Genomic DNA, 17,280 nt, shown 5'->3' with positions numbered 1-17,280 from the left:
CCACGATCCCGGGCTTGCTAGGCATGGTGCCATGTCGGGGGATATCACAGCAGCAGCGGACTTCATCACGGGGGCGCTCGCCGCCCGCACGGTGGAGCCGCATGCGGGGGAAGGCGGCGGGCATGCGCACGGCGGCCTGTGCCTCAATTGCGGGACGCGGCTGATCGGCGCGCATTGCCACGCGTGCGGCCAGGGTGCGCACGTCCACCGCTCGGTCGGCGCGATCGGGCATGAGATCGCGCACGGCGTATTCCATTTCGAGGGCAAGATCTGGCGGACGCTGCCGATGTTGGTATGGCGACCGGGCGACCTGACCCGGCGCTATGTCGCGGGGGAGCGCGCCCGCTTCGTCTCGCCGCTGGCGCTGTTCCTGTTCACCGTCTTCCTCATGTTCGCGACCATCAGCGCGCTGGGCGGCGACATCGCCGAGGCATTTTCGCCCGAGCGGATGAGCAGCAAGATCGTCGGCTTCGCGCGCGGCGCGGACCAGGCGCAGAAAGCGCTCGACGTCGCCGTCGCGCATCGCGCCGACTTGGCCGCGCGCGGCAAGCCGACGCAGGAGGCCGACCGCGACATCGCCGACCTGCGCACCGCGGTCGAGGCCCTGAAGCGGACGCAGGCCGGCGACACGAGCGGCGACGAATTCAAGCTGACCGACGCGAAGACCGGATGGCCCGCGCTCGATCACGGCATCGAGAAAGCGAACAAGAACCCCGGGCTGGCGCTCTACAAGCTGCAATCGAGCGCGTATAAGTACAGCTGGCTGCTGATCCCGATCTCGACCCCGTTCGTGGCGCTGCTGTTCCTGTGGCGGCGCCGGTTCGGCCTGTACGACCATGCGATCTTCGTGACCTACAGCCTCGCCTTCATGATGCTGATGGTCATCGCGCTCAGCCTGCTCGGCGTGGCCGGGATCGGCAGCGGCTGGATCGTGCTCGCGGTGTTCCTGCTGCCGCCGGTGCACATGTTCCGGCAGTTGCGCGGCGCCTATTCGCTGCGCAAACGCTCCGCGCTGTGGCGGACCGTGGCGTTGCTGGTGTTCGCCTGGGCGGCGCTGCTCGCGTTCTTCATCCTGCTGACGGTCCACGGCCTGACCGACTGACCCGGGCGATCAGCCGCACGGATAGGTGCGCGCCAGGACGCGGGCGTACCCCTCCTTCAGCGGCAGCCGCTTTTCCGCAGCGGACAATGCGTCCAGCCCGCCCAGCATCTGGAGGATGCCGATCTTTTCCCCCTCGGGCATGCAGGCGATCGGCGGCTTGCCGGCGGCGGATCGCGCCGCGCCCTCGGCACGCAACTGGCGCGTCGCCGCATCGGCTTCGGCCTTCAGCACCTGATAATCGGGATTGGTCAGCGCGGTGAAGGGATTGGCGCGCAACGGCGCCGCCTTGGCGAGGAAGGTGCCCACCGTCATCGCGGCGGAGGCCGGCGCGGCGAGCCCGAACGACAGCGCGAGGGCGATCATCATGTTACGCGACATAACCACAAACTTTCGCTGGGAAAGCGCGCGCGATACGCGCGGGTGGCTGACGGCGCGATGAACCGGCGAAGGGGATAGCCCCGCGCTCGTTGCGCTCCCGCCCCGAAAGGACATGGGCGGCATCCCGAAGGAATGCCGCCCATGCAGGACGATCGACAGGCGCCGGCGGGGCGCTTCCCGCGGATCAGGCGCCGAGCGGAGTCGGCGCCCCGAACGGACCGCCCGGACGACGCGTCTTGGGGATCGAGGTGCCGGCGCGCGGCACGCTGCTCTTGGGACCGGAGGGATCGGCCCGACCGATTTCCTCGCCCGCGATCAGCTTCTTGATCTCGTCGCCCGACAGCGTCTCATAGTCGAGCAGCGCACCGGCGAGCAGGTGAAGCTGGTCGACATGGTCGGTCAGCAGCTGCTTGGCGCGCGACAGGCCGCCCTCGACGATCCGCTTGATCTCGTCGTCGATCAGCTGCGCAGTCGCATTCGACATGCGCACCGGCTGCGACGAGGAATAGCCGAGGAACGATTCGCCCTCGGGCTGGGCGTATTCGACCGGGCCGACCTTGTCCGACATGCCCCATTTGGTGACCATGTCGCGGGCGAGGCCGGTGGCGTACTGGATGTCGCCCGAGGCGCCCGAGGACACCTTGTCGTAGCCGAAGATGATCTCTTCGGCGACACGGCCGCCCATCGCCACGGCGAGGTTCGCGTACATCTTGTCACGGTGATAGCTGTACGAATCGCGCTCCGGCAGGCGCATCACCATGCCCAGCGCGCGGCCGCGCGGGATGATCGTCGCCTTGTGGATCGGATCGGACGCCTGTTCGTGCACCGAGACGATAGCATGGCCAGCCTCGTGATAGGCGGTCATCCTCTTCTCGTCCTCGGTCATGACCATGCTGCGACGCTCGGCGCCCATCATGACCTTGTCTTTGGCTTCCTCGAATTCGGCCATCGCGACCAGGCGCTTGCCCTTGCGCGCACCCATCAGCGCCGCCTCGTTGACGAGATTGGCGAGATCGGCGCCCGAGAAGCCGGGCGTACCGCGCGCGATGACGCGCGCATCCACGTCGGGCGCCAGCGGCACCTTCTTCATGTGCACTTCGAGGATCTTAATGCGGCCCTCGATATCCGGGCGCGGCACGACGACCTGGCGGTCGAAGCGGCCCGGACGCAGCAGCGCGGGGTCGAGCACGTCGGGACGATTGGTCGCGGCGACGATGATGATGCCCTCGTTCGCCTCGAACCCGTCCATCTCGACCAGCAGCTGGTTGAGCGTCTGCTCGCGCTCGTCGTTGCCGTTGCCGAGACCGGCGCCGCGATGACGGCCGACCGCGTCGATCTCGTCGATGAAGACGATGCACGGCGCGCTCTTCTTGGCCTGTTCGAACATGTCGCGGACGCGGCTGGCGCCGACGCCGACGAACATCTCGACGAAATCGGAGCCGGAGATGGTAAAGAACGGCACGCCCGCCTCACCCGCGATCGCGCGGGCGAGCAGCGTCTTGCCGGTGCCCGGCGACCCGACAAGCAATGCGCCCTTGGGGATCTTGCCGCCGAGGCGCGCAAACTTGGTCGGATCCTTCAGGAAGTCGACGATCTCGGTCAGTTCCGAGCGCGCCTCGTCGATGCCGGCGACGTCGTCGAAGGTAACCTTGCCTTCCTTCTGCGTCAGCATCCGCGCGCGGCTCTTGCCGAAGCCCATCGCCCCGCCGCCGGTGTTCTTCTGCATCTGTTTCAGCACGAAGAACGCGATGCCGAGGAACAGCAGGAACGGCAGCGACTGGTAGAGCAGCAGCATCCACATCGACGTGCCCTCGTCGGGCTTGGCCGCGATCGTCACGTTCTTTTCGCGCAGGTGCGGGACCAGCGTCGGATCCTGGATCGGATAGGTCCGGAACTTGTCGCCGCTCGAATAGGTGCCGGTGATCATGTCGCGGCTGATCGCGACATCCTTCACCGTGCCCTCGTCGACCTGGTCGAGGAACTTCGAATAGGCGACGGTGTTGCCGCCGGCCTGGGTGGTGCGACCGTCGAACATCGTCACGAACAGCGCGAGCGCGAGCAGGATGCCGACCCAGATGAGCAGGCTCTTCATCCAGGGGTTCCCCCCGCCGTTGCCGCCGTCATTCTGTGGCTGCTTATCGTTGTCGTTCATGGAAGACCTTTCGGCGGCCAAGATAAGCACACGCAGGTTAATGGCAATGGAACGAGACCGCCGATTCGGGCCGCCCGACGGCGAATCCGTGCGTTTTGGCGGCGCCGGACGGCGAAAGCGACGACAGCGACCATTCGGACGCCGCAGCGAATCGGACTTGCGCGCGAATCGCGGGTGCGCGAATCAGGTCGCGCGGCGCGCCGGAGCGGGGCGAAAGCGCCATTCGTCCCCCTGCGGCGTGACCAGTACGCCCGCCTGGGTCGCGCGCCGGCCGGCCGCCAGCGCGTCGAGCAGCGCCTCGACATTCGCCGATTCGCTCCATTTGGGCGCGACGATCCCGGCTTCGGCGATGACGGTGCCGATCGCCCGGCGCGCGAGCCGGCGGGTCAATTCGCGCGGCAGGCCGTCGACCGCGATCCGCACGCCGCCGCCGCCCTGCGTCGCGCGACTCGCCCACAGCCAGGCGACGATCGCGCGGACGTCGCCGTCCGCCTCCGCCAGGGCCGCCGCGGACCGCGCGAGCTGCGGCGGTCCCAGCCATTCGTTGGCGTCGAGCAGCCGGCGGAACCGGGTGCGATCATGCGCGGGATCGTGGTTGGACGGATCGTCGACGAACGGCACCTCGGCACGGCGCACGATCGCGCGCAGTTCGGCGCGCCGCCATTCCAGCAGCGGGCGCAGCACGGTGGCGCCATCGATCGTCGCGCGCGGCCGCACCCCCGCCAGCCCGGCGATGCCCGATCCCCGCGCCGCGCGCATCAGGAAGGTTTCGGCCTGGTCGTCGACGTGATGCGCGGTCGCCAGCGCCTCCGCCCCGATCGCGGCGGCATGACCGGCGAGCAGGCGATAGCGCGCGTGCCGCGCCGCGGCCTGGATGCTGGCGCCGGCGATCGGTTCCGCGGGCACCAGGGTCGCATGCGCCACGCCGATCGCGGCGCAATGACCGGCGACCATCGCCGCCTCGTCCGCCGCCGCGGCGCGCAGCCGGTGATCCACCGTCGCCACGCGCACCCGCGCGCCGAACGTCGCCGCGGCGAGCGTCAGCATCGCCATGCTGTCCGGCCCGCCGGACACGGCGAAGAGCACCGCGCCGCGGGGCTCGTGCCCCAGCGCGCGGATGAGGTCGTGATGGAACCGTTCGGCTTCTAGCGCGAACGGTTCACTTGCACTTGGCGGCGGTACGGCCCTTCTCGACATCGGCCTTCATCTGCGCGGAAACCTTGGTGCCGTAGACGTCGGTCAGCTCGCCATAGACCTTGCAGGCATCGGCGGGCTTGTTGAGCTTCATCAGCGACTGGGCGAGGTAATAGAGGCTGTCGGGGGCGCGTTCGCCGTCCGGCATCTTCTTGTAATTGTCGTAGAAGGCCATCGACGCCAGGCTGGGCTTGCCCTCGTCCAGATAGGCGCGGCCGAGCAGGTTCTGCGCATAGCTGGCGCGGCGATGCTTGGGATAGGCGGCGACCATCTTCTTCAGCTGCGCCTCGGCCTGGGGATATTGCTTCGCCGCCCACAGCCGGTAGCCGTAGAGATATTCGTCCTCCGGCGTGTCGCCGGTCGCCGGCTTCTCGACACCGGTCGCGGCGGCGGCGGACGTCGTCGCAGGCTCGACGTCGCGCACGACGGCGGGGTCGGCGGGCGGCGTCCGCGGCGTGCGACCGGGCCGCGTGGTCGCTCCGGCCGCCGCCACGTCCTCGCCGAGCGGGGTGGAGGCGGGCGTCGTCGCCAACGCGGGCGCGCTCGCCAGCCCGGCGAGCTTCGCATCGGTGCTGCGCCTGTAGGCGTCGAACGCCTCCTGGAGCTGGCGGACCTTGTAGCCGTTCTGTTCGATCTGGTCGGTCATCGACGCCATCTGCTGCTCGAGCGCGGTGACGCGGCCGGTCAGGTCGGCGACCGCGCTGGTCGCGGGCACGCCGCCCGCCGCCTGCGGCACGTCGGGACGCGTGATCTCGGGCTGGAGATACTGGCCCGCGCCGCCCGGGAACACCTTGCGCTGCACCGCGCGCATCTCGCTTTCGAGCTTGCCGACGCGGCCCTCGACCGCGCTTTGCGCGAATCCGGCGGTCGGCAGCAGCACCGCCGTCACTCCGATCAGGGCTGGGGCGGCGAGCGCCCGGACGAATGTACGCATAATCTTGGCACCCCCCGGCGCATGGTCGCTCACCAGCGCACCGTCATAGCTGCATCCACGGACCTGTCGCCAGCCTTAAGGCGCGGACGAATTGCCCGTCGCCGCCGGCTCCTGCGCCGACGGCGTCGCGCCGCCCGCACCCGGCGCCGCACCCGCCAGCCGCGCGGCGATCGCCTCGCCGCTGACGCGCACGTCCTTGATCGGGCGCGACCCGTCGCCCAGTGGCGGGATCGCCGACCCGTTGAGCGTCACCGCCAGCTTGTCCGGACGGCCGACGTTTATCATCGGGTTCTTCGCGCCCGCCGGCACGTCGAACCGCTCGCCCGGCTTCATCGTGCCGAGGTAGAGCGTCTTGTTGTCGGCATCGTAGACGCGCAGCCAGACCTCGTCGGTGGCGGCCAGCACCACCTGCCCGCCGGTCGGCGCCGCCGGGGTGGCGACGGGCGTCGGCGTCGGCGCGATCGGCTGGCTGACCACCGCATCGTTCGCCGCGACGGTGTCGGTGCGGCCGCGGAACACGTTGGTGCCGTAGAACAGGCCGACGAGGATCAGCACCGCCAGCGCGACGCCGACGCCGAACACCGCCACGCCGCGCGATGGCACGCGGGCGGGATCGGCGGTCTCGTAGGGCACGTATTCCGGCTGGCGCGGGCCGAGCCGGTTGAGGTCGCGCCGCACGTCCTGCGCCACCGCCACCTCGTCCGCGCCGACCGCGCGCGCATAGGCCTTGGAAAATCCCATGGCATAGGTCGGCGACGGCAGCGCGGTATAATCCCCCGCCTCCAGCGCCTCCAGATGCCGTTGCGGCACGCGGGTCCGCGCGGCGACTTCGGCCAGACTCAGCCCCCTGCTTTCCCGCGCATCGCGCAACCGGTCCCCCGGTCGGGCCGGCGGAACAGGGTTCGGGTTGGGATGGCCGGGATCGACCTCGTCCATTCGTGTCTCCAAGGGAGTGCTGCGGAGCGCGACATTCCCCGATGCCTTGCTGCAAGTCAACGCAAGCGGCACCCGGTTCGACGGCGGTTTAGGCCAGATCGACGCCGCTTTGCACCGCCCAGTCGGTCAGCGCGGCGCGCATGTCGCGCGGCGGCCGTGCGATCAGCCCGGCGACGAACGCGCGCAGCGCGGCATGATCCAGGCTGCGCACCATCGCCTTGATCGGACCGATCGCCGCGGGCGTGATCGACAGGCGGTCGATGCCCAGCCCGATCAACGCCATCGCCTCGACCGGTCGCCCGCCCATCTCGCCACAGACGCCCAGGTCGACGCCCGCCGCGCGGCACGGTGCGACGACGCGCGCCAGGAAGCGCAGGATCGACGGGCTCAGCCAGTCGTAGCGTTCGGCCAGCCGCGGGTTGGCGCGGTCGGCGGCGAACAGGAACTGGGTCAGGTCGTTGGTGCCGACCGACAGGAAGTCAATCTCCGGCAGCAGCAGGTCGAGTTGTTCGGCGAGCGCGGGCACCTCGAGCATCGCGCCGTAGCGGATGCCGGCGGGCGCGCGGCGGACCCGTGCCGCCAGCCAGGCGCGCTGCGCCTCGAACAGGGCCTTCGCCTCGTCGAACTCCCATGCCTCCGACACCATCGGGAACATGACGTTGAGCGTGCGCCCCGCCGCCGCCTCGATCAGCGCGCGCGCCTGCACCTTCATCAGGCCGTCGCGATCGAGCGCGAGGCGCAGCGCGCGCCACCCCATCGCCGGATTCTCCTCGTCCGCGTCGGCCTTGTTGAGATAGGGCAATGCCTTGTCCCCGCCGATGTCGACGGTGCGGAAGATCACCGGGCGATTGCCGGCCGCGTCCAGCACCTCCTTGTACAGACGCTGCTGGCGTTCGCGCTGCGGCAGCGTCGCGGACACGAGGAACTGGAATTCGGTGCGGAACAGGCCGATGCCGTCCGCGCCGGTGACGTCGAGCGCCGCGACGTCGTCGCGCAGCCCGGCGTTGACCATTAGCGTGATGCGATGGCCGTCCTGCGTCACCGGCGGCACGTCGCGCAGCGCGGCGAAGGCGGCCTTGCGCTTCTGGCGCAGCGCCAGCTTCGATTCGAACGCCTCCTCCATGCCCGACGAGGGGCGGACGAAGACGTTGCCCGCAACCGAATCGAGCAGCAGCAGATCGCCCTCCGCGATCAGCCGGCGCACGTCGCGGACCCGGCCGAGCACCGGCACCCCCATCGCGCGCGCGACGATGGTGACGTGCGCGGTCAGCGATCCTTCCTCCAGGATCACGCCCTTCAGCCGGCGCTTGTCGTATTCGAGCAGTTCGGCGGGGCCGAGGTTGCGCGCGATCAGGATCGTATCCTGGCGCAGCCCCATCTGCGCCGCGGTGCCCATCTGGCCCGAGACGATGCGCAACAGCCGGTTGGCGAGATCCTCCAGGTCGTGCATCCGGTCGGCGAGCAACGGGTCGTCGATCTGGCGCATGCGCTGGCGGGTGCGCTGCTGGACGCGCTCGATCGCCGCCTCCGCGGTCAGGCCGCTGTCGATCGCCTCGTTGATCCGCCGCGCCCAGCCCTCGTCATAGGCGAACATCTTGTAGGTCTGGAGCACCTCCTCGTGTTCCCCGCCGACGCCGAATTCCGCCTCGCGCGTCATCCGGTCGATCTGTTCGCGCATCTTGTCGAACGCGGCGTAGACGCGGTGCCGCTCGGCATCGACATCCTCGGCGACGGTATGCTCGACGACGATGCGCGGCTGATGGAAGACGGCGTGGCCCGATCCCATCCCCTCGACCAGCTTCTGGCCGAGCAGGCGCACCGCGGCGGTCGATTGCGGACGATCGCCGCCGGTCTGCGCGGTGTCGATCAGCCCGGCGTTGGCGATCAGTTCGGACAGGACCATCGCGACCGTCTGCAACGCCTCGATCTCGACGTCCTGGTATTTGCGCTGCTCGCTGTGCTGGACGGCGAGCACGCCGACCGCGCGTTCGCGGCGGATGATCGGCACGCCGGCGAAGCTGTGGTAGCGTTCCTCGCCCGTTTCCGGCTTGTAGGCGAAATCGGGATGGCTGGCGGCCTCGTCGAGGTTCAGCACCTCGACGTCCTCGGCGATCGTGCCGACCAGCCCCTCGCCCAGCGCCAGCTTGGTGACGTGCACCGCGGTCTGGTCGAGCCCGCGCGTCGCGAACAGTTCGAGCACGCCGTCGCGCAGCAGGTAGATCGAGCAGACCTCGCTATCCATCGCCTCCGCGATGATGCCGACGACGGCGTTGAGCTTGGCCTGCGCCGGGTTGCGGCCCGCCATCACGTCGTGAAGGCGGGTCAGGATTTCGCGGGCGGAGGCGACGGCCGAGCTGGGCATGCGACAGGGCTAACAGATGCGGCGCGAGGGTGCCACGCAACATTGTCTTGGGAGCGGCGCGAGGGGTCGCGCCCCGCCTACAGGTCGAACAGGCCGTCCTGCGATCCGGCGGGCGGGTTGAGGCCCAGGTGCTTCCAGCCGCCGGCGTTGAGCACGCGCCCGCGCGCCGTGCGCGCCACCAGCCCGAGCTGGATCAGGTACGGCTCGATCACCTCCTCGATCGTGTCGCGCGGTTCGGACAGGCCGGCCGCGAGCGTCTCGACCCCCACCGGACCGCCGCGATAGATATCCGCGATCATGTGCAGGTAGCGCCGGTCCATCGCGTCGAGCCCCAGCGAATCGACTTCCAGCCGGTTGAGCGCGCGGTCGGCGGCGATCCGGTCGACGGTCGGCGTGCCCGCGACGTTGGCGAAGTCGCGCACCCGGCGCAGCAGCCGCCCGGCGATGCGCGGCGTGCCCCGCGCGCGCCGGGCGATCTCGCTCGCGCCGTCGGGGGCGATGCCGAGGTCGAGCAGCCCGGCGGCGCGGGTCACCACGCGCGTCAGTTCCTCGACGGTGTAGAATTGCAGCCGCACCGGGATTCCGAAGCGGTCGCGCAGCGGCGTCGTCAGCAGGCCCTGCCGCGTCGTCGCGCCGACGAGGGTGAATTTGGGCAGGTCGATGCGGACCGAGCGCGCCGATGGCCCCTCGCCGATCATCAGGTCGAGCGCGCGGTCCTCCATCGCCGGGTACAGCACCTCCTCGACCGCGGGTTGCAGGCGATGGATCTCGTCGATGAACAGGACGTCGCCGTCCTCGAGGTTGGTGAGCAGCGCGGCGAGGTCGCCCGATTTGGCGATCACCGGGCCGGATGTCGCGCGGAAGCCGACGCCCATCTCGCGCGCGATGATCTGGGCCAGCGTCGTCTTGCCGAGCCCGGGCGGGCCGAAGAACAGGACGTGGTCGAGCGCGTCGCCGCGCCCGCGCGCCGCCTCGATGAACACGCGCAGATTCTCGCGCGCCGCCTGCTGGCCGACGAATTCATCGAGGCTGCGCGGACGCAGCGCCGCATCGACATCCTCGGGACGGCGGCTGGCGGTGAGGAGGCGATCGTCGGTCACGATACGTTCCGTAGCGCCCGCCGCCGCCCCGGGCAAACCGGAACGCCGCTATCCGCAGCCCAGCACGCGCGACAGGCTGGCGAGCGGCAGCGGCGTGCAGAAGCGGAAGCCGAACCGGTCCTCGCGCGTCCAGCATACCGAGCCGAAGGCGGCGGCGTTGAGTTCGGGCAGCAGCACGCTGCCCGCCTGTCCCGTATGAACCGCGATGTCGCTGCGCAGCTTCACCCCGCCGGGCGAGATGTCGAGGATGTCGACCGCGAGCCGCCTGTCGCCGATCCGCATCCCCGCACTGGCGTGCATCGCGAAGCGCGGCGTGCGCGAGACGTGCCCCTGATCGTCGCGCAGGCAGAAGACGGTGGCGAGATCCTGCGGCCGGTCGAACTCGACGCCGCCGCGAAAGCCCGCGACCCAGCGCACCGTCGCCGCGACCTCCGGCAGGCCGCGCACCTCGAACAGCATGCGCTCGCCCACCACCGGCGCGGTGGTGAAGCGCGCCATCAGGCCATGGCTCGATATGTCATGGACGAGACAGGCCGATTCACCATCGGCGTGGCGGATGCGCCCGACCAGCAGCACGGTCGCGTGCCGCTGGCCCGGTCGCCGCTGGTCGGCATGCTGCGGCACCGGATCGTGCGCGGGAATGATCGGACCATGGAACATCGCGTGGCTCTCCTGCTGCGGGATGGTGGCGGTTACGACCGGCCGTCGGTGGAGCGGATCATCCGCGACCGGAACCGGACGCGTTGCCACAGCGTGGCGTCGGCGACGCGCCATTCGCGGATCGCGGTCGCGACGTGCGCGTCGATCGCCGCATCCGCCTCCAGCCGGTCCATGGCGGCAAAGCGGCGGGCGGCGGCTTCCAGCCCGATGAGCAGCGGCGAGGCGGTGGCGATCACGGCAGGCATAAGGGGCATCCTCTATCTTCCGAACAGGGCGCGGGTGGCGCCGCCGAGCGAGTGCTGGTCGAACTTCAGGCGCATCGTCACGTACGGCCCCTGGCGGGTGTAGCGGTCCGCCTCGAAGTCGCGGTCGCGATAGCCGGCGATGTTGTAGCCGGCGCTGAGCCACACATTGGCCGCGGGCGAGACGCCGGCGGAGGGGCCGCCGCTCCACGACCAGACGTGGCGGTTCCATGCATGCTGGACCGACCCGGCAACGCCGATGTCGAACCGCGTGCCGACGTCCTGGCGCAGGTCGAACCCGACGACATCGATGAAACCGTCGTAGCGGTCGTCGGCGTAGCGGCCGGCGACGTATTTCGCGCCATAATAGACGGTGCCCTCGAACCCGTGGCCGAGCCCTTCGGGACCGCTGCGATAGTTGAGCGCCAGGTTGTTGACGACGCGCGACGTCACCTGGTCGCGGGCGCCATAGGCGGGAACGCCGAGCACGTTGCCGTCGCCAAAGCTGCCATCGGCGCTCTCGTGCCGGTATTCGAGCCGGTCGAGCAGCGACCAGCGGCTGTCGAGCGGACGCCAGGCGAGCGCCAAATCGGCGCTCGCCTGCGTCGCCATCGCGCCGGCGGCGTTGCGGATGCGGAACGCGCGCAGGCCCGACGCGATCGTCCGGCCCTCGCCGAGCGTCCGCAACAGGCTGGCGACGATCCCGAACCGGTCGTCGTTGCGGCCGTCGCGATATTCGATCCGGCCGGTCCACGACCAGCGGGCGGCGCGATAGGTCGCGCCCAGCGTCGCGGCGGTATAGTCGCCGTCGGCGGTGCCGCTGCCGACGGTTCCGATCGTGCCGCCCGATGCGACCGGCTGGAACGCGTTGATGACCGCGCCCGCGGGGATGCGCCCGCGCACCGTACTGGTCGCATCCAGCGTCGCATCGACCGTCCAGCGCCTGCCGAGCGGCAGCGACTGGGCGAGCCCGTATTGCGCATAGGTCCGCCCGCCGTTCTCGCCGCGCGCCGTCATGTCGGCGGCCTGCTGGTTGAGCGTGCTCATCAGCTTGGCGCCGGTCCAGGGCGCGACGTCGAACCCGACCTGCGCGGTGCGCGCGGTGTAGTCCTTGCCGCTGGCGATCTCGTAGCCGGTGAGCAGGCGCACGCCGTCCTTCACCTTCCATGCGGCGGTCAGCTGGTGGCGGACGGGGAAGTCGACCGAAGCCTTGTCGCCGCCGGGGGCGAACTGGGTCTGGCCGGCGAGCGTCAGCCGGCCGCCGAACAGCACCTGGCTGCCACCGAGCGTCAGCAGCCGCGAATCGCGGTCGCCGCCGTCGAGGCCGCGGTCGGCGGACACCTGGCCGCCGACGAAGACCGTACCGCTGGCACGGCGATATTCCAGCCGCGCCTCGCCCGCGGTCCGCGTCGCCGCGGTCGCCAGCATGTCCTGATACCAGGCGGTGGCGGTGACGCTCAGCCGGTCGGTGAGCGCGACCCGGCCGTCGAGCCCGATCTTGCGCGTCCCCGCCTCGACCAGATTCTGCTGCCCCACGCCGAAACCCGCATCCTGCTGGCGGACGTAGCCGAGCAGGTCGACGCCGCCGCCGTGATGCTCCGCCTCGGCCAGGAAGGCGACGTCGCGCCCCGGCCCCTGCCTGCCGCCGATCGCGACTTCGCCGCGCAGCTCGGTGGCGCTGCCGATCCGCGCCTTGACGTCGGCGCCGGCGACGGTCGCGTCGCCCGCGGTCTCGTCGCGGATCACGCTGGCGCCCAGCACGACGCGGCCGAGCGTCGCGGCGAGCCGTGCGCCCGCGGCGAGCCGTTCGGTGCGACCGCCCTCGACCTCGTAATCGGCGACGATGAAGATGGGATTGAGCGCCGGATCGCGGCTGAGCACCGGGTTGCGGAAGCGGACCGTGCCGAGCCGGACGTCGATGTCGTAATCGATGTGGCGGGTCAGCTGCGTCGACGACACGATCAGCTCGGACCGGAAGCGGTCGCGCACCTCGATGCGCAGCTTGTCGCTGTTGGGCACGATGCCGCGCGCGCGCAGCCGGTAGGGGCCGCTGAGGCCGTTGCCCTGGATCTCGTCGCGCGCGTACAGCGTGTCGGTCTTGGCCGCGAAACCCTGCGCCGCCAGCCTGCGCCCCTGATACGCCGCCTTCACGCCGGTCAGCGTGCGGCTGTAGCGGGTCAGCTGGGTGTCGGTGAAGCCCGTCTCGAAATCGCCGAACAGCGCGTAGAATTCGCGGCGCTCCAGCCGCAGGTAGAGCTTGCGCCGGGTCGCCGCGTCATAGCCCTGCGCGCTGCCGTCGCCGTATACGGTGTAATAGCGGTCGGGATCGATCGTACCCAGCAGCCCGCGCGTCGGATCATAGGCACGGTCGCTATCGTAGGCGATCGTCATCAGCCACGATCCCTTGATCCGGCCCTTGGCATAGAAAGCGAGCTGGCCGTCGGTGACGACCCCGCCGCGCTGCGCCCGGGGCAGCGCGCTGCCGTGCCGGCTGAGCAGGTCGTAGCCGATGCTGCCCGCGCCGAAGCCGACGATCGTCCAGTCCTTCTGCGCGGCATCGAGCCAGGCGCGGATCTCGCTGGTGCGGACCTGCCGGTCGTCGGCGAGCGAGACGACGGCGTGCACCGCGCCTGCCTGCGTCGTCGGCTGGAGCGCGATGAAGGCATAGCCGTCGTCGCCGACGACGCGCGCGGTGGTCGCGGCGCGCTCGCGGCCGGCGAGTTGGCGACCCTGCAGCAACGCCGCCTCGATCGCCGCCTGATAGGGCTGGTCGACGCGGAACGGCACCAGCGTGCCGGCGCGGACCGGACGGCCGTCGCGGTCGGTGACGCGCACCGCGATCAGCGGGCGGGTCAGGCCGTCGGCCTTCAGCCGGCTCTTGCCCGGATCGAACACCGCGCGGACCGGCACACCGGCGTAATGGACGACGCGCTCCAGCGTCTCGACGACGCGGCCATCGGCGGCGAGGATGCGGGCGGACAGGCGGTTGTCCCCCGGCACCAGCGGCAGCGCGCTCCAGCGCGACACCGCGACCGGGCCGTTCGCGTCGCTGCCGTCGAAGGCGAGCGGATCGGTGACGCGGCCGTTGACGCTCAGCGCGATGCGCTGGTCCGGGGCATGTTTGATCGCGACGCGCAGCACCGGCGCGCGGGGATTGTGATCGATGCCGGGGAACAGCCAGCCGGTGCCCGGTGCCTGGCCGTGCAGCCAGTCGCGATTGCCCGCCGCGGCGGCATCGTCGGGGATCGCGATCGGCAGCGTGTCGGTGTCGGCGGTGACCCTGCCGGTGGAGCGCAGCTGGAAATCGACGCGCTTCAGCACGCCGCCGCCCGCGCCTGCGTCGGTTTCGACGAAGCGCGAGATCGGGCTGCGCGCCTGGCGCGTGTCGACGTCGCAGGCGACGGGTTCGTAGCTCGCCGGGATGCTGCCCGTATCGAGCTGGACGACGTGGCGGCCCGGCCGGACCCCCTCGAAATGGTACAGGCCATCGCGATCGGTGACGACATAGGTGCCGTCCTCCAGCAGCAGGCGGATGCCGGCGATCCCCTTGCGCCGCGCGACCGGGTCGCCGCAATCGCCCTGCGTCACGCGCCCGATCACCGTCATCGCGTCGGTGAACAGCAACGGGCGCAATCGCACCGACGCTGCCGCCTGGTTGCTGGTGACGCGGGCGTCGCCGGCGATCTGCGCCCGGTTGAGCGCCTCGCCCGACGGCGCGCCCGGCGTCACGCTGACGACGTAGCGGATGTCGGCCGATCCGCGCGCGGCGAGCGCCGGGATGGCGAAGCTGAGGTTGCGGCCGTCGGCGGACACGGTCGGCTCGCCACCGCCGCGCGTCGAACCGCGTTCGTAGCGCAAACCGGCGGGCAGATAGTCGGACACGACCAGTCCGGTCGCGGGGATGGCGTCGCGGTTCGAGACCTGGAGCCGGTACTGGATGAAATCGCCCGGCGACGCCTCGCGCACCGACGCGGTCTTCGTGAGCAGCAGCGTGCCGTTGCCGGGGCGGTCGAGCGGCACGTCGACATAGACCGGGTCCTGGTCCGCCAGCGTCAGGAACCCGCCGTAGCTCGCATCGGCGATGATGAACGGATCGCCCGCGGGATCCTTCAGCGCCGACAGCGTGATGCGATCGACGACCGAGGGCGCCATATAATCGCCCGGCGGCACGATCTTCAGCGTGTAGCGGCCGGCGCGCGCGAAGGGGAAGCGGAAGCGGCCCGGCATGGGCAGATAGCGCCGTCCCGAGGCATCGACGACTGCGGCGCCGCTGGTGACGGTCGAGGGATAGCGGCTGACCCCGTCGTCGCCGAACACGATCGCGGGCAATCCCGCCTCGTCGAGCAGGGTCACCTGCGCGCCGTCGACGACGTCGCCGGTGCGCGAATCGAAGACGTAGCCGGCGGGATCGATCAGCAGGTCGATCGTCGAGCCGAAACTGAATTCGTCTTCGGTGAAGCTCAGCCGCAACCGGTCGCCGCGGCGCAGGCGCAGCGCGCAGGCGGACAGCTTGGGGTCGCTCGAATCGTTGGCCGCGGGCACGGCGCCGGCGAACACGCCGGTATCGGGTCCGGTTTCCAACAGCGGCAGCTTGCCGGCGACGCGGCCGGTGTCGAAATCGACCATGATCGTCTCGCGCACCCGGGCATCGCGATTGTGGCCGTCGGCGTCGATCACCATGATGAGCGGCGAGGTGATGTCGATCGCGGCGAGCGGCGGTGCCGCGGCCAGCATCGCGGCATCGATCGGCGCGGGAGTGAACATCGGCGGCGTGCCCTCGCAGCGCATGCCGGTCGGCACATAGCCCTGCGGCAGCAGGCGGAAGGTGAAGCTGGTCGGGCGCTTGGCGCGCTGCGTGTCGATGCCGACGGCGTTCGAGCGCACGATCCGGTCGCCGTCGCCCGCGCGATAGGTCAGCGTGGCCACGTTCTCGACATGCGTCTGCGCGACGGCCGGCACGCAGGTGCCGAGGCCGGCGGCGAGCGCGAGCATGCGGAGGAAAGGCCGGACGATAGACATGGGGGGACCGTTTCCCGGCGCGGGGAGGGCCGCGCCGGGATCCGAAACACTCCTTCGCGGGGTGGAGGACTAGTTGATCGTCACGCGGAAGCTGGCGGCGACCGCGGTGCCCCCGAGCAGCGTCGGGATCGTCGCGGTCACCGTCTTGGTGCCCGCGTTGAACGATCCGACATAGGGCCCTGCCGCCTGGCTGCCGTCGTCGTTCTGGACGTAGCCGTTTATCAGGCACACGCCGCCCGCTCCGATCCCGCCGATCGTGATCGATCCGGGCACGTAGGTGGTGTTCGCCGGGATCACGTCGGTCAGGTTGACGCCGGTGGCCGGGGTCAGCAGCGTTGCGTTGGTCGCGGTCAGGCAATATTGCACGATCGCCCCCGGCAGCGCGCGCGGGTTGGTCAGGCTGACGCCGTCCGAGATGACCGTCGCGGTCTTGACCACCGACAGGTTCACGCTGGTCACGCCGATCTCGTAGGCGGCATAGGCCCAGCCCGCGCCGTTGGCGATCGTGTCGTAGCCGAGCAGACCGTCGTTGTCGGTGTCGGCGAAGACCACGTCGACCTGATTGTCCTGGTTGACGGTGTTGAGCGGCGTCGGGATCAGCCCCGTGCCGAGCGTGCCGCTGGCGCCGCCTGCGGCGACCGTCGCCTTCAGACCGACCTGCGCCATCGTACCCGTCGGGGATGCGGGCACGTTGCCGACGACGAACACCGTCGCATGCGCGTCGGGCGCCAGTTCGTCGATGAATTCGACGGTGTCGGTACCCGGTTCGTAGGTGCCGTTGTTGTTCGCATCGACGTAGATCTTGAGGCCGGTCAGGTCGAACGTGTCGCTGCCGGTCAGGATGCCGGTCAGGATCGTCTGGCTCGCGGTCAGCTGGAAATCCTGGACGCTGTTGGTGTTGTTGGTGACCTGGAACGTCGTCACCGCGCCGGACTGGCCGAGGTTGATCTGCGTCGGGCTCGACTGGTTCGAGATGACCGTCAGATTGACCTTCTTGTCGACGACGAAGGTCGCGGTGTTCGACTGCGCGGTGCCGGGCGTGCCGTTCACCGTATAGGTCGCGTTGGCGGTGTTGGTGATCGTCGTCCCGGCGGCGGTGCCGGTGGTGGACTGCGCGTGCGCGGTCCCGATCGACGCGAGCGTGGCCGTTCCGGCCAGCAACCAGCGCCGCGCCCCTGTGGCGGACATGCGTGCTTCTCCT

At 70.3% G+C, this 17,280-nt stretch carries 12 protein-coding genes; 1 reads left to right on the top strand and 11 read right to left on the bottom strand.

Annotated elements, in window-relative coordinates; translation table 11 throughout:
- The first annotated feature begins 31 nt into the window (after positions 1 to 31).
- Positions 32 to 1,102 (top strand): DUF3667 domain-containing protein, encoded by a 1,071-nt coding sequence (locus LPN01_RS09210; protein WP_262828087.1) that lies wholly within the window; start codon positions 32 to 34, stop codon positions 1,100 to 1,102.
- 9 nt (positions 1,103 to 1,111) lie between these two features.
- Here the strand turns inward: LPN01_RS09210 and LPN01_RS09205 are convergent, their stop codons facing one another.
- The 11 genes from LPN01_RS09205 to LPN01_RS09155 all read right to left on the bottom strand — a co-directional run bounded on the left by LPN01_RS09205 (position 1,112) and on the right by LPN01_RS09155 (position 17,267).
- Positions 1,112 to 1,468 carry a hypothetical protein gene (locus LPN01_RS09205; protein ID WP_262828086.1) on the bottom strand — a complete coding sequence of 119 codons (357 nt, stop codon included), beginning with the start codon at positions 1,466 to 1,468 and terminating at the stop codon, positions 1,112 to 1,114.
- Between the two features lie 196 nt (positions 1,469 to 1,664).
- Positions 1,665 to 3,632 (bottom strand): ATP-dependent zinc metalloprotease FtsH, encoded by a 1,968-nt coding sequence (ftsH, locus tag LPN01_RS09200; protein WP_262828085.1) that lies wholly within the window; start codon positions 3,630 to 3,632, stop codon positions 1,665 to 1,667.
- Positions 3,633 to 3,815: 183 nt separating this feature from the next.
- Entirely contained in the window at positions 3,816 to 4,829 is a 1,014-nt protein-coding gene (gene tilS, locus LPN01_RS09195) for a tRNA lysidine(34) synthetase TilS (RefSeq protein WP_262828084.1), read from the bottom strand.
- A complete protein-coding gene (locus LPN01_RS09190) occupies positions 4,792 to 5,760 on the bottom strand; it encodes a hypothetical protein (protein WP_262828083.1) in 969 nt (322 codons plus the stop codon). The genes tilS and LPN01_RS09190 overlap by 38 nt, the downstream gene beginning before the upstream one ends.
- A 75-nt stretch (positions 5,761 to 5,835) precedes the next feature.
- Complete coding sequence (locus LPN01_RS09185; protein WP_262828082.1) at positions 5,836 to 6,696, bottom strand: helix-turn-helix domain-containing protein; 861 nt, start codon at positions 6,694 to 6,696, stop codon at positions 5,836 to 5,838.
- A gap of 88 nt (positions 6,697 to 6,784) precedes the next feature.
- Positions 6,785 to 9,058 carry a phosphoenolpyruvate--protein phosphotransferase gene (gene ptsP, locus LPN01_RS09180; protein WP_262828081.1) on the bottom strand — a complete coding sequence of 758 codons (2,274 nt, stop codon included), beginning with the start codon at positions 9,056 to 9,058 and terminating at the stop codon, positions 6,785 to 6,787.
- A gap of 77 nt (positions 9,059 to 9,135) precedes the next feature.
- A complete protein-coding gene (gene ruvB, locus LPN01_RS09175) occupies positions 9,136 to 10,158 on the bottom strand; it encodes a Holliday junction branch migration DNA helicase RuvB (protein WP_262828080.1) in 1,023 nt (340 codons plus the stop codon).
- Between the two features lie 48 nt (positions 10,159 to 10,206).
- Positions 10,207 to 10,818: a PilZ domain-containing protein gene (locus LPN01_RS09170; protein ID WP_262828079.1), complete on the bottom strand. Its 612-nt coding sequence runs from the start codon at positions 10,816 to 10,818 to the stop codon at positions 10,207 to 10,209.
- A 32-nt stretch (positions 10,819 to 10,850) separates the two neighbouring features.
- Complete coding sequence (locus tag LPN01_RS09165; protein WP_262828078.1) at positions 10,851 to 11,063, bottom strand: hypothetical protein; 213 nt, start codon at positions 11,061 to 11,063, stop codon at positions 10,851 to 10,853.
- A gap of 12 nt (positions 11,064 to 11,075) precedes the next feature.
- Positions 11,076 to 16,079, bottom strand: a complete 5,004-nt coding sequence (locus tag LPN01_RS09160) for a hypothetical protein (protein WP_262828077.1) — start codon at positions 16,077 to 16,079, stop codon at positions 11,076 to 11,078.
- Positions 16,080 to 16,148: 69 nt separating this feature from the next.
- Positions 16,149 to 17,267, bottom strand: coding sequence for a hypothetical protein (locus LPN01_RS09155; protein WP_262828076.1), 1,119 nt, complete (start codon positions 17,265 to 17,267; stop codon positions 16,149 to 16,151).
- Positions 17,268 to 17,280 lie beyond the last annotated feature (13 nt).

This window comes from Sphingomonas sp. A2-49 (assembly GCF_025548555.1).
In the GTDB taxonomy this organism is placed as follows: Bacteria; Pseudomonadota; Alphaproteobacteria; order Sphingomonadales; family Sphingomonadaceae; genus Sphingomonas.
Note: the sequence above shows the minus strand (reverse complement) of the source record. Positions and strands in the feature narration are given on the sequence as shown.

What these genes read in the sequence shown, in the direction of transcription:
- LPN01_RS09155 (WP_262828076.1), bottom strand. Translation starts at nt 17,267, where the DNA reads ATGTCCGCCACAGGGGCGCGGCGCTGGTTGCTGGCCGGAACGGCCACG.
- tilS (WP_262828084.1), bottom strand. Translation starts at nt 4,829, where the DNA reads ATGTCGAGAAGGGCCGTACCGCCGCCAAGTGCAAGTGAACCGTTCGCG.
- LPN01_RS09165 (WP_262828078.1), bottom strand. Translation starts at nt 11,063, where the DNA reads ATGCCTGCCGTGATCGCCACCGCCTCGCCGCTGCTCATCGGGCTGGAA.
- LPN01_RS09210 (WP_262828087.1), top strand. Translation starts at nt 32, where the DNA reads ATGTCGGGGGATATCACAGCAGCAGCGGACTTCATCACGGGGGCGCTC.
- LPN01_RS09185 (WP_262828082.1), bottom strand. Translation starts at nt 6,696, where the DNA reads ATGGACGAGGTCGATCCCGGCCATCCCAACCCGAACCCTGTTCCGCCG.
- LPN01_RS09170 (WP_262828079.1), bottom strand. Translation starts at nt 10,818, where the DNA reads ATGTTCCATGGTCCGATCATTCCCGCGCACGATCCGGTGCCGCAGCAT.
- LPN01_RS09160 (WP_262828077.1), bottom strand. Translation starts at nt 16,079, where the DNA reads ATGTCTATCGTCCGGCCTTTCCTCCGCATGCTCGCGCTCGCCGCCGGC.
- ftsH (WP_262828085.1), bottom strand. Translation starts at nt 3,632, where the DNA reads ATGAACGACAACGATAAGCAGCCACAGAATGACGGCGGCAACGGCGGG.
- LPN01_RS09190 (WP_262828083.1), bottom strand. Translation starts at nt 5,760, where the DNA reads ATGCGTACATTCGTCCGGGCGCTCGCCGCCCCAGCCCTGATCGGAGTG.
- ptsP (WP_262828081.1), bottom strand. Translation starts at nt 9,058, where the DNA reads ATGCCCAGCTCGGCCGTCGCCTCCGCCCGCGAAATCCTGACCCGCCTT.
- LPN01_RS09205 (WP_262828086.1), bottom strand. Translation starts at nt 1,468, where the DNA reads ATGATGATCGCCCTCGCGCTGTCGTTCGGGCTCGCCGCGCCGGCCTCC.